Below are 15,151 nucleotides of genomic sequence, written 5' to 3' on the forward strand. Positions count from 1 at the left end.
CAGTTGTTGTGGTCAGGTGGTTCAGCCCAGTTCGCTGACGTAGGTGCCGGTGCCTTTGAGGATGTTGTGCAGGGTTTGTTCGATTTCGGCCAGCTCGCTTGGGTCTGCGCTGTGAAGGATCTCGATATGATCGTCGCCATTGAGGGCGTCAGCGTCAGACGGACTGATTTCAATCAGCAGGCGGGTAGGGCTCAGGGTGGCTTTTACCCCTTCCAGAACCGAAGGTCCGTCAACGTCGCCGAAGGTGATTTCCAGTTCGTCTTCGTCCGGATAGCGGGTCATCAGGAACATTTCGCCCTGTTCGCTGTGGCAACACAGCATGGCCATGTTGTCTTCTTCGTCGTCGCACGGGTTGGCCATGAGGAGCGGGGTGGTGATTTGCATGGGGGGAATCCTGGCGCTGCGGGCGCATGTATCGGCTGAATAAAAGTTGATTTTGCCAGCCTGCACAGATTTATGCTGGCCTGATTGAAAATGTGTCGAAGAGTCCGGATCGCGTCGTACGAGTCATTTTTGTGACTGGCAAAGGATTTACAGGTGCTTTTCGGAATGTTTTTCCCATTGGAATGCTAGGGTTGTTCATTATCAGGCCGCAAGGTTGCGTCCCAATGACCGAATATGTCGCCGCATCGCAAGCAGGCCGGGCGGCTCAATCGTTAAGCTTCGCGGGTGATAGCTATCTTTAAAAACACAGCCTGTTCAACCGGCAGTCGTTTTTGCAGATACCCATCCTGGAACGTGAATGTGACCCCTGGGTCGCGGCCAGCTTCACCACCCTGTCATGCTGTGCTTTCAAGGACTGCCAAGATATGCCCTTGCACAGTATTGGCAGCTCCCCACGCGGGAACAGCACGCGACGCTTCTCTCAATAACAAGCCCAAGCGGAGTACCACAGATGGCGTTCTTCACCGCAGCCAGCAAAGCCGACTTCCAGCATCAACTGCAAGCAGCTCTGGCCCAGCACATCAGTGAACAGGCATTGCCACAAGTAGCCCTGTTTGCCGAGCAATTCTTCGGCATCATTTCCCTGGACGAACTCACGCAACGTCGAATGTCCGACCTGGCCGGCTGTACGCTGTCAGCCTGGCGTCTGCTGGAACGCTTCGATCCGGCGCAGCCGCAAGTGCGGGTCTATAACCCTGATTACGAGCGCCATGGCTGGCAGTCGACCCACACCGCCGTAGAAGTACTGCATCACGATTTGCCGTTTCTGGTGGATTCGGTACGTACCGAGCTGAACCGCCGCGGTTACAGCATCCACACCCTGCAGACCACGGTGTTGAGCGTTCGCCGCGGCAGCAAAGGCGAGTTGCTGGAAATTCTGCCCAAGGGCACCAGTGGCGAAGGCGTCTCGCAAGAGTCGCTGATGTACCTGGAAATCGATCGCTGCTCCAATGCCGCTGAATTGAATGTGCTGAGCAAGGAACTGGAACAGGTTCTGGGTGAAGTGCGCGTCGCCGTGGCTGATTTCGAGCCAATGAAAGACAAGGTCCAGGAGTTGCTGGCAGGTATCGACAGCTGCCAGTACGTCGTCGATGCCGACGAGAAAGCCGAAATCAAGAGCTTCCTGGAGTGGCTGGTGGGCAACCACTTCACTTTCCTGGGCTATGAAGAGTTTGTGGTACGTGACGAGGCGGATGGCGGTCATATCGAATATGACCCGCAGTCGTTCCTCGGTCTGACCAAGCTGCTGCGGGCCGGCCTGACTGCCGAAGACCTGCGCATCGAAGATTACGCCGTCAGCTACCTGCGCGAGCCGACCCTGCTGTCGTTTGCCAAGGCTGCGCACCCAAGTCGCGTACATCGCCCGGCTTACCCTGACTATGTCTCGATTCGTCAAATCGATGCCGACGGCAAGGTGATCAAGGAATGCCGCTTCATGGGCCTGTATACCTCGTCGGTATACGGCGAGAGCGTGCGGGTGATTCCTTATATCCGGCGCAAGGTTGCCGAGATCGAACGCCGTTCCGGCTTCCAGCCCAAGGCTCACCTGGGCAAGGAACTGGCTCAGGTGGTGGAAGTTCTGCCCCGTGACGATCTGTTCCAGACCCCGGTCGACGAGCTGTTCACCACGGTGATGTCGATTGTACAAATCCAGGAGCGCAACAAGATTCGCGTGTTCCTGCGCAAAGACCCGTATGGCCGTTTCTGCTACTGCCTGGCCTATGTGCCACGGGACGTGTACTCCACCGAAGTGCGGCAGAAAATCCAGCAAGTGCTAATGGAGCGTCTGCAAGCTTCGGACTGCGAGTTCTGGACCTTCTTCTCCGAGTCGGTACTGGCCCGCGTGCAACTGATCCTGCGGGTCGATCCAAAAAACCGGATCGATATCGACCCGCTGATGCTGGAAAAAGAAGTGGTCCAGGCTTGCCGCAGCTGGCAGGACGATTACGCAAGCCTGGTGGTTGAAAGCTTCGGCGAAGCCAATGGCACCAAGGTGCTGTCGGACTTCCCGAAAGGCTTCCCGGCCGGCTACCGCGAGCGCTTTGCCGCGCACTCGGCCGTGGTCGACATGCAGCACCTGATGAGCCTGAGCGAGAAAAACCCGCTGGTGATGAGCTTCTACCAGCCGTTGGGTCAAAGCGCCGGCCAGGAACTGCATTGCAAGCTGTATCACGCAGATACGCCACTGGCGTTGTCTGATGTGTTGCCGATCCTGGAGAACCTGGGCTTGCGCGTACTGGGCGAGTTCCCATACCGCCTGCGGCATGCCAATGGCCGTGAGTTCTGGATCCATGATTTTGCCTTCACCGCGGGCGAAGGCCTGAATCTGGATATCCAGCAACTCAACGACACCCTGCAGGATGCATTCGTGTATATCGTCAAGGGTGACGCCGAGAACGATGCCTTCAACCGCCTGGTACTGACCGCCGGTTTGCCGTGGCGTGATGTGGCATTGCTGCGTGCTTACGCCCGCTACCTGAAGCAGATTCGCCTGGGCTTCGACCTTGGCTATATCGCCAGCACCCTGAACAACCATACCGACATCGCCCGCGAGTTGACCCGGTTGTTCAAAACCCGCTTCTATCTGGCGCGCAAGCTGACCGCAGAAGATCTGGATGACAAGCAGCTGCGTCTGGAGCAAGCGATCCTGACTGCTCTGGATGACGTTCAGGTACTCAACGAAGACCGCATCCTGCGTCGCTATCTGGACCTGATCAAAGCAACCCTGCGGACCAACTTCTACCAGCCGGATGCCAATGGCCAGAACCGTTCGTACTTCAGCTTCAAGTTCAATCCGCACCTGATTCCCGAGCTGCCAAAGCCGGTGCCGAAGTTTGAAATCTTCGTCTACTCGCCACGGGTTGAAGGGGTTCACCTGCGTTTCGGCAACGTTGCTCGCGGTGGCTTGCGCTGGTCCGACCGTGAAGAAGACTTCCGTACCGAAGTACTGGGCCTGGTAAAGGCTCAACAGGTGAAGAACTCGGTCATTGTGCCGGTGGGCGCCAAGGGCGGTTTCGTGCCACGTCGCCTGCCACTGGGCGGCGGTCGCGACGAAATCCAGGCCGAGGCGATTGCCTGCTACCGGATCTTCATTTCCGGTCTGCTGGACATCACTGACAACCTCAAGGACGGCGCGTTGGTACCGCCATTGAACGTGGTCCGTCACGATGACGATGACCCGTACCTGGTGGTAGCAGCCGACAAAGGGACCGCGACCTTCTCCGACATTGCCAACGGCATTGCCATTGATTACGGCTTCTGGCTGGGTGATGCGTTTGCTTCGGGCGGTTCGGCCGGTTATGACCATAAAAAAATGGGCATTACCGCCAAAGGCGCCTGGGTGGGCGTGCAGCGCCACTTTAAAGAGCGTGGCATCAACGTTCAGCAAGACAGCATCAGCGTGGTTGGCGTCGGTGACATGGCCGGCGACGTGTTCGGCAACGGCCTATTGATGTCCGACAAGCTGCAACTGGTCGCGGCATTCAACCACCTGCACATTTTCATCGATCCGAACCCGGAGCCGGCCAATAGCTTCGTCGAGCGTCAGCGCCTGTTCGACCTGCCGCGTTCGGCCTGGTCGGATTACGACACCAGCATCATGTCGGCAGGCGGCGGGATCTTCTCGCGCAGTGCGAAAAGCATCGCCATCTCCCCTGAGATGAAAGAGCGTTTCGCAATTACCGCCGACAAGCTGACCCCGACCGAACTGCTGAATGCCTTGCTCAAGGCGCCGGTAGATCTGTTGTGGAACGGCGGTATCGGTACCTATGTCAAAGCCAGCAGCGAAAGCCACGCCGATGTAGGCGACAAGGCCAACGACGCGTTGCGGGTAAACGGCAACGAGTTGCGCTGCAAGGTTGTGGGCGAGGGCGGCAACCTGGGCATGACCCAGTTGGGCCGTGTCGAATTCAACCTCAATGGCGGCGGTTCCAATACCGACTTCATCGACAACGCCGGTGGTGTGGACTGCTCTGACCACGAAGTGAATATCAAGATCCTGCTCAACGAAGTGGTGCAGGCTGGCGATATGACCGAGAAGCAGCGTAATCAGCTGCTGGGCAGCATGACTGATGAAGTCGGCGGCCTGGTGTTGGGCAACAACTACAAGCAGACCCAGGCCATTTCTTTGGCGGCGCGCCGTGCATACGAGCGCATTGCTGAATACAAGCGTCTGATGAGCGATCTGGAAGCCCGTGGCAAGCTGGACCGTGCCATTGAGTTCCTGCCGTCCGAAGAGCAACTCAACGAGCGCGTAGCGGCGGGCCATGGCCTGACCCGTGCCGAGCTGTCGGTGTTGATCTCGTACAGCAAGATCGACCTCAAGGAAGCCTTGCTCAACTCCCAGGTACCGGATGACGACTACCTGACCCGTGACATGGAAACCGCGTTCCCGCCGATGCTGGTCAGCAAGTTTGCCGCTGCCATGCGTCGTCACCGCCTCAAGCGTGAAATCGTCAGCACCCAGATCGCCAACGATCTGGTCAATCACATGGGCATTACCTTTGTCGAGCGGCTGAAAGAGTCGACCGGCATGAGTGCTGCCAATGTGGCGGGTGCTTATGTGATCGTGCGCGACATCTTCCATCTCCCGCACTGGTTCCGTCAGATCGAAGCTCTGGATTACCAGGTTCCGGCCGAAATCCAGCTGGCGCTGATGGACGAGTTGATGCGTCTGGGTCGTCGTGCCACCCGCTGGTTCCTGCGCAGTCGTCGCAACGAACTGGATGCGGCACGTGACGTGGCGCATTTCGGCCCGCATCTGGCGGCGCTGGGGCTTAAGCTCGACGAACTGCTGGAAGGTGCAACCCGCGAGGGCTGGCAGACCCGCTACCAGGCTTACGTCGCAGCCGGTGTACCGGAGTTGCTGGCGCGGATGGTGGCTGGTACTACGCACCTGTACACCTTGCTGCCGATCATCGAGGCTTCGGATGTGACCGGCCAGAATGCTGCGGATGTGGCCAAGGCGTACTTCGCCGTCGGCAGTGCGCTGGATCTGACCTGGTACCTGCAGCAAATCAGCAACCTGCCGGTAGAGAACAACTGGCAGGCGCTGGCCCGTGAAGCGTTCCGTGATGATATCGACTGGCAGCAGCGTGCAATTACCGTCTCGGTACTGCAAATGGCTGATGCCCCGACTGAAATCGAAGCGCGTCTGGCATTGTGGCTTGAGCAGAACAACTCGATGGTTGAGCGCTGGCGCTCGATGCTGGTGGATCTGCGTGCCGCCACCGGCAATGACTACGCAATGTATGCGGTAGCCAACCGTGAGCTGCTCGACCTGGCGTTGAGTGGTCAATCAGGGCTCTGACAGCCTGAGCAATAAAAAAAGCCCCGGCTCGATTGAGTCGGGGCTTTTTTGTGTCCGGGGTGTAACGGGAAATCAGATCCCGATATTACCCAGGGTTTGTACGATATTGCGCAAGGTGCCAGCCAGGGTAGGGTGCTCGACCTCAAAGCGTTCTACCGCCAGATTAACGTTGTCGACCAGGCTGGTGTCCTGAGTTGCGTTTTCGACTTTGATCTGGGCATCGATCTGTTCAGCGAGTTTGTTGAGGTCGTCCCGCTCATCAAGGGAAAGTGGCGGGTTTTTATCAAGTTGCTCGCGCAGGGAGTCGAGTTGTTTTTGCAGATCGCCGGCAGGCATAGCATTCATCCTTTATTGATAGGCTCTGTATAGACCTTCGCCGTGAACAAAAGGTCTGTAAGCGGGCCTCTAGATTAATCCACTCGGGCCAAGCATGCATGATCTCTATCAAAATCCCTATAGCGGCTTTTGCCGGCAGAGAGGGGCGAGATGCGGAAACTTATAACAAATGTAATTATTTTCGGAACGACTGCTGCATGGGTCAGTCTGTTGCAGGTGTTTCTTTGGGCGCCGAAAATCCAATTACCGTTATACTCTGCGCCTGACCCAGGGCGTAGCGCCCAAGTATTATGTATTTTTTAGGAGCTTTGCTATGCGCTGGACCGATCGTCTTGCTCAAATATGTGTCTGTGCCGGTGTTGCGATGGTCCCATTCACCGCCAACGCCGCCACCGAAGATGACCCGTGGGAAGGAGTTAACCGGGTCATTTTCAAATTCAACGAAAAGCTCGATACCTATGCCTTGAAGCCTCTTGCCCAGGGCTACCAGTTCATCACTCCGCAATTTCTGGAGGATGGCATCCATAACATGTATCGAAATATTGGCGACGTGCGCAACCTGGCCAACGATGTATTGCAAGCCAAGCCCCAGGCTGCGGGTGTAGACACGGCCCGTCTGTTGATGAATACCACCCTCGGTGTGGCCGGTTTCTTCGATGTCGGCACCAAAATGGGCTTGCAGCGCAACGCTGAAGACTTCGGGCAAACCCTGGGGTACTGGGGTGTGCCTAGTGGTCCTTACGTGATGTTGCCGGTACTGGGTCCGAGCACCGTGCGTGATGCAGTCGCCATTTATCCGGACACCTTCGCTGAACCGTACCGTTACATGAATGATATCCCGGCCCGTAACATGGCAATCGGCATGGATGTTATTGATACCCGCGCCAGCTTGCTGTCTGCTGAAAAGCTCATTACGGGTGACAGGTACGTCTTTATCCGCAATGCGTATCTGCAGAACCGCGAGTTCAAGATCAAAGACGGGCAGGTTGAAGACGACTTTTGATTCTTGCGCTGTTGCTGCAAAAAAAACGGCCCTGATGGCCGTTTTTTGCATTGTCGGGGTGGGGTGAAGGTTACTTTTGGCGGGGCTCGAACCTTGGTTTTAGTTGCCGTTGACGAGGTTCTTATAACCCGCAGGAATTTAACTTGACGAAGACCTGCGGCCACCATCGGCCTGAGCTTGAAACCCCCCGCGGATGGGAGTACCGTCTGCGCCTTACACGGGCACCTTTGTAGGATCGAGCAATACCATCGATTTGAATCAGGGATGTTCATAAGCCAATTCAGTCGTTGAGCCCGACCCGTTCGAGCTCCTACGCCAACCCAATTCTGGCGCCATTTGCCCACATGCAAAAAACCAGTGCCACGCTGCTGATCATTGATGACGACGAAGTAGTACGCGCCAGTTTGGCAGCCTACTTGGAAGACAGCGGCTTCAGCGTCCTCCAGGCCAGCAATGGCATGCAGGGTCTTCAGGTGTTCGAGCAAGAGCAGCCAGACTTAGTGATCTGTGACTTGCGCATGCCCCAAATGAGTGGCCTGGAGCTGATACGGCAGGTAGCGCAGCGCTCGTCGCAAACCCCGGTGATCGTGATTTCCGGTGCGGGCGTGATGAGCGATGTGGTCGAGGCGCTGCGCTTGGGTGCTGCCGACTACCTGATCAAGCCGCTTGAAGATCTGGCCGTTCTGGAGCACTCAGTACATCGGGCGCTGGATCGCGCGCGGCTGCTGGTGGAAAACCAGCGCTACCGCGACAAGCTGGAGTCGGCCAACCGCGAGCTCGAAGCCAGTCTGCATCTTTTGCAGGAAGACCAGAATGCCGGGCGCCAGGTGCAGATGAACATGCTGCCCATCAGCCCCTGGTCCATTGATGATTTCAACTTTGCTCATCAAATTATTCCTTCCCTGTATTTGTCCGGCGATTTCGTGGATTACTTCAGGGTCGATGAGCGACGGGTAGCCTTCTATCTGGCTGACGTTTCCGGTCACGGTGCGTCATCCGCGTTTGTAACCGTGCTGCTCAAGTTCATGACCACGCGCTTGCTGTTCGAGTCCAAACGCAACGGGACCCTGCCCGAGTTCAAGCCTTCAGAGGTGCTTGGGCACATCAACCGCGGCCTGATCAACTGCAAGCTGGGCAAACACGTGACCATGGTCGGCGGAGTCATTGATGAAGAAACCGGCGTGCTGACTTACAGCATTGGCGGCCACCTGCCATTGCCGGTGCTTTACACGCCTGACAGCGTGGGCTACCTGGAAGGGCGAGGGCTGCCGGTTGGCCTGTTTAACGAAGCGACCTATGAAGATCATGTTCTGAAGTTGCCGGAAGCTTTCAGTCTTACACTGATGTCGGACGGAATTTTGGACCTTTTGACCGAGCAGACGCTCAAAGAGAAAGAGGCAGCTTTGCCACAACTGGTAAAAGCAGCTGGCGGCAGCCTGGATGGCCTGCGCCAAGAGTTTGGATTAGCTACGCTCGGGGAGATGCCGGATGATATCGCCTTGTTGGTGTTAAGCAGGAATCTTAAATGAGTACCGGTAGAATTCAGTTCGCCGAACAGGACGGTACATTTGTCCTGAAATTTGTGGGTGAAGTGCGCCTGACACTGTGTTCGGCACTGGATGCGACAATCGAGAGGATTTTCACGGCGCTGAATTTCAACGCCATCGTCATTGACCTCACCGAAACCCGCAGCATCGACAGCACCACCCTGGGTTTGCTGGCGAAACTGTCGATTTTGTCACGCCAGAAAATCGGTCTGTTGCCGACAGTTGTCACCACCCACGAAGACATCACGCGACTTCTGCAGTCGATGGGCTTCGATCAGGTGTTCAACATCATCGGCAAGCCAATTCCGTGCCCTGAGTGCCTGACAGACCTGCCATCCCAGGACCAGTCTGAAGAAGTGGTCCGGGTCAAAGTGCTTGAAGCCCACAAAATTCTGATGGGGCTCAACGACTCCAACCGTGAAGCGTTCCATGATCTGGTGAATGCACTCGAGCGTCACTGACCCTTGAGCGGCAACCGATAAAAAAGGGCCGTCCTGTACAGGACGGCCCTTTTTAATTGCCTGCGATTCAGCGGCCTTCCAGCAGCTCTGCGGCTTGATCCAGCAAGGCCAGTGGGTCCTTGGCCTTGTGGATGTCCACAGACAGCAACTGACGGAAGCGCCGTGCCCCGGGAAAGCCCTGGCCCAGCCCCAGGATATGCCGGGTGATATGGTGCATTGCCCCACCCGCAGCAATGTGCGCCGCGATATAAGGGCGCAACAGCGCCAGGGCCTGGGCCCGTGAAATCACCGGTTCGGTACTGCCAAAAAGCTGCTGATCGACTTCAGCCAGAATGTACGGGTTGTGATAAGCCTCACGCCCGAGCATCACCCCGTCAAACACCTGCAAATGCTCCTGGCATTGTTCAAGCGTCTTGATCCCGCCGTTGAGAATAATCTCCAGCTCAGGGAAATCAGCTTTCAGCTGCGCGGCAACGTCATAACGCAAAGGTGGAATATCGCGATTTTCTTTCGGCGACAGCCCTTCAAGAATCGCAATACGCGCATGCACGGTAAAACTGGTACAACCCGCATCCCGAACGGTGCCAACAAAGTCACACAGCTGCTCGTAACTATCGCGTCCGTTAATACCAATGCGGTGCTTGACCGTGACCGGAATGGAAACGGTGTCACGCATGGCCTTCACACAATCGGCAACCAGCGCCGGATGAGCCATCAGGCATGCGCCAATCATATTGTTCTGCACCCGATCGCTCGGACAGCCGACATTCAGATTCACCTCGTCATACCCGGCGGCCTGGGCCATGCGCGCGCAGCCTGCCAGATCGGCGGGAACACTGCCGCCCAACTGCAGAGCCAGCGGATGCTCAGCCTCGTCGTGACGTAAAAAGCGCTCGGCATCACCGTTAAGCAGCGCGCCAGTGGTCACCATCTCGGTGTAGAGCAGGGTGTTTTTCGATAACAGGCGCAGGAAGAAACGGCAATGACGATCGGTCCAATCCATCATAGGTGCAACAGAAAACCTCCTACTTACCGGATTCATTGGGGAGGCCTTGTTTTCTGCTGTGCTCGTCGACATTTCGCTAACTCTCATTCTCTACCATTAACCGCTATTTTTGCTTATTCTCCGATCTCCTTTGCTGAAATTCAGCAAGGCGGTTGGAGATTTCAGCAAAATGGGCTCTATATCAGTTCGCAAGCGCAAAGACGGCTCGACGGCGTACCACGCTCAAGTCCGCATCATGCAGAAAGGCGTTACAGTTTATCAGGAAACACAAACCTTCGACCGCAAGACCGCGGCGCAGGCATGGATCAAGAAAGTCGAAACAGACATGGCTGTGCCCGGGGCAATAGCCAAATCCCAGCGGCAAGGAGTAACGGTCAAAGAAATGATCGAACGCTACCTTCTCGAGTACGAGAAGCTTCGTCCGCTGGGTAAGACCAAGCGTGCCACTTTAAAGGCGATCAGCGAGACCTGGCTGGGTAAGCTCGAAGACAAGGACATCACCAGTCAGAAGCTGGTCGAATATGCCAACGACCGAATGCAGAAAGACGGCATCCAAGCACAGACGGTTGGAAACGATCTTGCCCATTTAGGGGCCGTGTTATCAGTGGCTCGCCCGGCATGGGGATACGATATTGACCCTATGGCTATGCCGGATGCTCGCCGGGTTCTGCGCAAGATGGGCGCGGTGACCAAGAGCAAGGAACGCAACCGCCGGCCTACGCTAGACGAACTCGAAACCCTGCTGACGTATTTCGGTGAAATGCGTGACCGCCGAAAGCAGGAGATCGATATGGTTCGAGTCACGGCATTTGCCCTGTTCTCTACTCGACGCCAAGAAGAGATAACACGAATCCGTTGGGATGCCTTGGACGAGGCGCGTCAGATGGTTCTGGTCACGGACATGAAAAACCCCGGGCAGAAATACGGTAATGACGTTTGGTGCCTGGTACCTGACGAGGCGTGGCGCATTCTTCAATCAATGCCAAAGGTTGCAGACGAGATATTCCCGTACAACCCCCGATCGGTGTCGGCGTCGTTCACCAGGGCATGCCATTTTCTGGAGATCGAGGATCTGCATTTTCATGACCTGCGTCATGATGGCGTGAGCCGATTATTTGAAATGGGCTGGGACATCCCGAAAGTCGCCTCTGTTTCTGGCCACCGGGATTGGAATTCGATGAGGCGCTATACGCACCTTAGGGGAAATGGCGACCATTACGAGGGTTGGCCGTGGCTGGAAAAGATAATAGCGGGTCCCAAGACTGAGACCCGGAAGCGATTTAAGAAACCCGGCGCAGCTTAGCTCGTCCCATGAGTTTTTCATGCTCGGTCTGAGCCTGGCCGTGCTGCGCATCAAGGTAGGCTGCCAAATCATTTAGGTGAACGCCCCTGGCTGACTTCTGGCTGCTTTCCATACGCACCAGAGGCAGATCAATTTCGCCAGCAGCGACCTTCATCTTCATCTTCTCAGGCGTGAGGTGGGTGAAGTAATCGGCGCACACCCGCTCAAGTGGGATGATGGCTTGGCCGCTGTACTGCGCCATCAATAGGAATGCTGTGTTCATTTATCGCTCCGTACTTCGCGCTGTCCGGCAGAAGGTGTTTAGGTGGAGGTTCAGGCCTGCCTCTTGAAGTCGGTGCACCGCACGATGACCGTGCTGGCATCGCGCTGAATCGGCGGCATGGCCTTGAAGGGAAGGGCGCTGCAATCTCGGCGGGCGTGCTGGCAAGCGCAGCACATGCCGCCTTTGGGGTGGTGGGGCATCACCGCGGCCCCTTGTAGCAGTACTCGTAGGCGAACCAGGCGAGGGCGATCATGGCTTCATCCGCTTGAACTCGACCACCCAGACCCAGGGGTTAGCGTCCCAGTCACCACCGACGGATTGCCACAAGTCGCGGAATGCTGGCACGGGGTATTTGTGGCAGGCACCACCTTCGTCGCTAGCGCACCACTCACGTAGCGGGCCTCGGTGAACTCCCTCGGCCGCAGCCTGCTCGTGGGTGATGTCCAGCAGGCGCTCGATGCGCACGTCGGTGATCTCCAGCAGGATGCGGCAGGCCGCCCGAGGCATGTGAATGCTTGGCTTCCATTTGAGGCCGAAGTCTTTGCGCGCTTCGTCCCCATGTGATCCCGGCCGCGTGTCGGCGCCGTAGGCATAACGCTGTAGAGGTCCATCTGGATAAGGACGATGCTCTACCCCGGTGCCCCGAAGATCCATGAATGTCTCGCGGATATACAGGCGGTCGCCGGGCTGGCCGAATGGGCAGAAGTCGTTGTAATACCCGATGCTGTTCGGGTGCAGTGGGCCTTCGCTGGGTAGTTCGTGGCACTCGCCGAGTTGGACGCCATAACCGATGTTTTTGAGAGCCTGGGCATTCAGCGCACGGCGCGTGACAGTCTTCCGGCCATTCCAGAATGGCGCGCACCATCGGCGCCGAGAACAGGATGGGGCGTTCCTTTATTTCAGGCATGACTTCGTCCTTGCCGCTATAGCGGCTGACTTTGAATTGGGGGAGGGGCGATCTGTTGCTTTTATTTCGCGTCAGGTGAACACTTCACCCTTTACTCAAGATTTAGTGCATGTGTAATGTGGATCGTTTATTTTTTTGATTTTTGTAATTTAGAATTTTTCTGTGGTTTGCTTTGAGGGGAGCGATTTGGACGACAATTGGAGTCATACGTTTTTTGTTGATAAAAAAACAGGGAAGAAGTACAGGATATATAAATATAAAGGGCACCCCTGTAAGAAGGTGGTATTAGACTCAAAAATCTGTGATCAAATGGCAGGCTATGCTCTTATCCAAAAAGATTTGAAAAGTGCAATTGTGTGGATGAGAGAGATAGATAGGATTCAATCTACACTGCCTGAAATTGATGGTGAGTTTCATTACGGGAAGGAAAGGGGGTCTTACGATATTATTAAGGGTTTGTTCGTGGCCTCGCTGACATTCTATGGAAAGTGCTTCTCTCGATGTGATGGGCGACCAGTTAAGTTAGAGAAGAAACAACTCGACGAGAAATACCACGAGCTTCATGATATGGGGATTTCATATAGGCATAATTTCGCGGCGCATAGCGGGGCTGAGAAGCTTGAAGTCGCTCGGGTAGTTTTGGTCGCCCCGAAGAAAAATAAAAAGGGAAAAAGTTTGCCTTATATGATGCTTTCCGAGATAGAGCAACCTGATTTGGTATGGAATAAGAGCGGCGAAGAAGTTTCGTGGGTTAAGTTGTTTGAACATGTGCGCGATATTGTATTGAAGAAAGGCCAAGTGTTGAATGATAAAGTAGTTAGAGACGTTGTTGAGGTGAATGGCGTGGAGTCTCTGTTCAAGTAGTTGTCCTATCTCGGGCTATGCTCAGGCGGTGTAGTGTGGGAGTTATGCGGCGCGAGATTGGCGTTGTTCATTGCGCCAAGGGTCGTTGGCTCGCGCCAGGGCAGCCATCGGCGGCGGACTGACGCTATTCCCGCACATGTGCACCTGCTGGGTTTTAGTGAACGGTATGCAGTCGGCGCCATGGCTGATGATGTAGTCGCCCGGGAAGCCTTGGGCCTTGTACAGCTCGGCCGGTTGCAGCATCCGCAGGCAGATATCGACGATCACATACGGCGTGCCTTTGATGGTTACAGTGACCAGTGCCAGGTGGTCGCGGGTGGTGATAGTGGGGGCGGGCGCTGCAATGTCGCCTGCATCACTGGTGCCGTAGTAGCTGATCAGGAAGGCTGCGACCCGAAGTGCGCCGGATGTTTAGGGTTGATTTATCAGCGGTGATGCGCGGCGCCGAAGAGTCGGGCAAGGTTTACGTCGTGGTAAAGAATTGACAAAAAAACCGGAGATATTATCTCCGGTTCTCTTGGTATTCGAGGCGATTAACAATCTTCGCTATATATTTCTTTTTTGAAATAGTTACTGCTTTTCTTAATTTCGGTGTCTACCCAGTTCTCTAGGTAAGCGTCATTGTTTTTATGATTTCCGACTAAACAGTTTTCGAAACTCATACTTACTGAAATAACGCCCTCTGTTCGTTTTGGCGCCGATACTATTTGCAGAATGGCAACTTTTTGGTCTTTAAATTTGCTCATTTTTCTGCTCCTGCCCAATCTGTTACATTCCGCTCAATGTAAATCGATAACAGCTTGGCAATCGTGAGTGTAAAAAACCTATCTCGTTCCCAGTCGAATTGACCTGCGCTGCTGCTAGTGAATACTAGCACGCCGAGGGGTTTTTCACCACTGCTGTTTCCAAAGGAGTCCGTAATAGGTATGGATAAGAATGATCTATATTTCGATTTATCTGACTCATCATTGGTTGAGGAATCGGCTAATTCCGTACTCATGAAAATGTCGTGACAAATTTTTGCTTCTTGCTGAACGAATGCCAAACCCACGTGGCCTAACCCAGGCTTCCATCTCCTGTTCGATGTTGACATTCGATCGTCATGCCTCCTCCAGATAATAAATAGATCATCATCATTTTTGTCATACATATAGAGTGCCATATTGTATAGGCTCTCGCCAGTATAGCCAAACACTTGCACTCGATGTTTATTAAGGTGCGACATTACTGCCTCTAGACCATTTTCCCAGTCCGCCCACCTTTGAGCAACGGGATAGTCTTTGTCTTTTAAGTTGATCTCCCTTATTCGGGATTCTAACTCTAGGGTCATTAAATATATGACGATCTGTTGCGCTGCGGCACAAGCGAATACTTCTTGCGCTTTAGGAATTACATCTTCTTTTAATGTGTCGAGCTTGTGAATCATGTTGTCAATCTCTACAGAGTTGCTCTGGCGTGACCCAGCTTTGTAGAGCACTAAGGCAAGTACAATGTGAATGGCTATTGCTATGGCTGCGAATGCTGTCTCGCTACCTGTAAAATTATTATTTGCTGAAAACAGCTTGCTTATGAATAAGCCGATCAAAACCGGCGAAATCAAAGTCATCCATGTGTTTGCAAATAATATTGATACTGAGGTGATGTTTGCTTCAGTGGTTTTGTTTTTTAGATTTAACTGCTTGAGGTCCATCTGTCAGGTTCCGAAATTAT

At 54.7% G+C, this 15,151-nt stretch carries 12 protein-coding genes and 2 pseudogenes; 6 read left to right on the forward strand and 8 right to left on the reverse strand.

All coding sequences use genetic code 11. The annotated features are described in order from the left end of the window. Positions 1-21 precede the first annotated feature (21 nt). Positions 22-384, reverse strand: a complete 363-nt coding sequence (locus JQ848_RS10065; RefSeq protein ID WP_003444723.1) for a hypothetical protein — start codon at positions 382-384, stop codon at positions 22-24. Positions 385-895: 511 nt separating this feature from the next. Between JQ848_RS10065 and JQ848_RS10070 the strand changes: the two genes are divergently transcribed. Beyond that, entirely contained in the window at positions 896-5,752 is a 4,857-nt protein-coding gene (locus tag JQ848_RS10070; protein WP_202210573.1) for an NAD-glutamate dehydrogenase, read from the forward strand. A 72-nt stretch (positions 5,753-5,824) separates the two neighbouring features. Here the strand turns inward: JQ848_RS10070 and JQ848_RS10075 are convergent, their stop codons facing one another. Continuing rightward, positions 5,825-6,088, reverse strand: a complete 264-nt coding sequence (locus JQ848_RS10075) for a DUF4404 family protein (protein WP_003444719.1) — start codon at positions 6,086-6,088, stop codon at positions 5,825-5,827. Positions 6,089-6,401: 313 nt separating this feature from the next. On the opposite strand from JQ848_RS10075, the gene JQ848_RS10080 reads away from it, so the two are divergent. The 3 genes from JQ848_RS10080 to rssC all read left to right on the forward strand — a co-directional run bounded on the left by JQ848_RS10080 (position 6,402) and on the right by rssC (position 9,099). Further along, positions 6,402-7,091 (forward strand): MlaA family lipoprotein, encoded by a 690-nt coding sequence (locus JQ848_RS10080; RefSeq protein ID WP_003444717.1) that lies wholly within the window; start codon positions 6,402-6,404, stop codon positions 7,089-7,091. 344 nt (positions 7,092-7,435) lie between these two features. Next, positions 7,436-8,620, forward strand: coding sequence for a two-component system response regulator RssB (gene rssB / locus JQ848_RS10085; RefSeq protein WP_003444715.1), 1,185 nt, complete (start codon positions 7,436-7,438; stop codon positions 8,618-8,620). Further along, on the forward strand, positions 8,617-9,099 hold the full coding sequence (gene rssC, locus JQ848_RS10090) for an anti-sigma factor antagonist RssC (protein WP_010657349.1): 483 nt from the start codon (positions 8,617-8,619) through the stop codon (positions 9,097-9,099). The genes rssB and rssC overlap by 4 nt, the downstream gene beginning before the upstream one ends. Before the next feature lie 67 nt (positions 9,100-9,166). Here rssC and dusA read toward each other — a convergent pair whose 3' ends face one another. Continuing rightward, positions 9,167-10,141 carry a tRNA dihydrouridine(20/20a) synthase DusA gene (gene dusA / locus JQ848_RS10095; RefSeq protein WP_202210574.1) on the reverse strand — a complete coding sequence of 325 codons (975 nt, stop codon included), beginning with the start codon at positions 10,139-10,141 and terminating at the stop codon, positions 9,167-9,169. Positions 10,142-10,274: 133 nt separating this feature from the next. Between dusA and JQ848_RS10100 the strand changes: the two genes are divergently transcribed. Continuing rightward, positions 10,275-11,408, forward strand: a complete 1,134-nt coding sequence (locus JQ848_RS10100; RefSeq protein ID WP_202211276.1) for a tyrosine-type recombinase/integrase — start codon at positions 10,275-10,277, stop codon at positions 11,406-11,408. Here JQ848_RS10100 and JQ848_RS10105 read toward each other — a convergent pair. Next, positions 11,386-11,670 carry a pyocin activator PrtN family protein gene (locus tag JQ848_RS10105; protein WP_202210575.1) on the reverse strand — a complete coding sequence of 95 codons (285 nt, stop codon included), beginning with the start codon at positions 11,668-11,670 and terminating at the stop codon, positions 11,386-11,388. The two genes, JQ848_RS10100 and JQ848_RS10105, sit on opposite strands and share 23 nt — an antisense overlap. A gap of 249 nt (positions 11,671-11,919) precedes the next feature. Then, a pseudogene (locus JQ848_RS22965) lies at positions 11,920-12,577 on the reverse strand (ASCH domain-containing protein). Between the two features lie 186 nt (positions 12,578-12,763). Here JQ848_RS22965 and JQ848_RS10115 point away from each other — a divergent pair. Continuing rightward, on the forward strand, positions 12,764-13,441 hold the full coding sequence (locus JQ848_RS10115) for a hypothetical protein (protein WP_202210576.1): 678 nt from the start codon (positions 12,764-12,766) through the stop codon (positions 13,439-13,441). Positions 13,442-13,483: 42 nt separating this feature from the next. Here the strand turns inward: JQ848_RS10115 and JQ848_RS10120 are convergent. From JQ848_RS10120 to JQ848_RS10130, 3 genes and pseudogenes are all read right to left on the reverse strand, one after another. Continuing rightward, a pseudogene (locus JQ848_RS10120) lies at positions 13,484-13,849 on the reverse strand (DNA cytosine methyltransferase); the annotation flags it as partial. Between the two features lie 125 nt (positions 13,850-13,974). Beyond that, positions 13,975-14,187, reverse strand: a complete 213-nt coding sequence (locus tag JQ848_RS10125; protein ID WP_202210577.1) for a hypothetical protein — start codon at positions 14,185-14,187, stop codon at positions 13,975-13,977. Next, complete coding sequence (locus JQ848_RS10130; protein WP_202210578.1) at positions 14,184-15,131, reverse strand: GAF domain-containing protein; 948 nt, start codon at positions 15,129-15,131, stop codon at positions 14,184-14,186. Before JQ848_RS10130 ends, JQ848_RS10125 begins: the two co-directional genes overlap by 4 nt. Positions 15,132-15,151: the final 20 nt, after the last annotated feature.

Source organism: Pseudomonas paraversuta, from assembly GCF_904067025.1.
Lineage (GTDB): Bacteria > Pseudomonadota > Gammaproteobacteria > Pseudomonadales > Pseudomonadaceae > Aquipseudomonas > Aquipseudomonas paraversuta.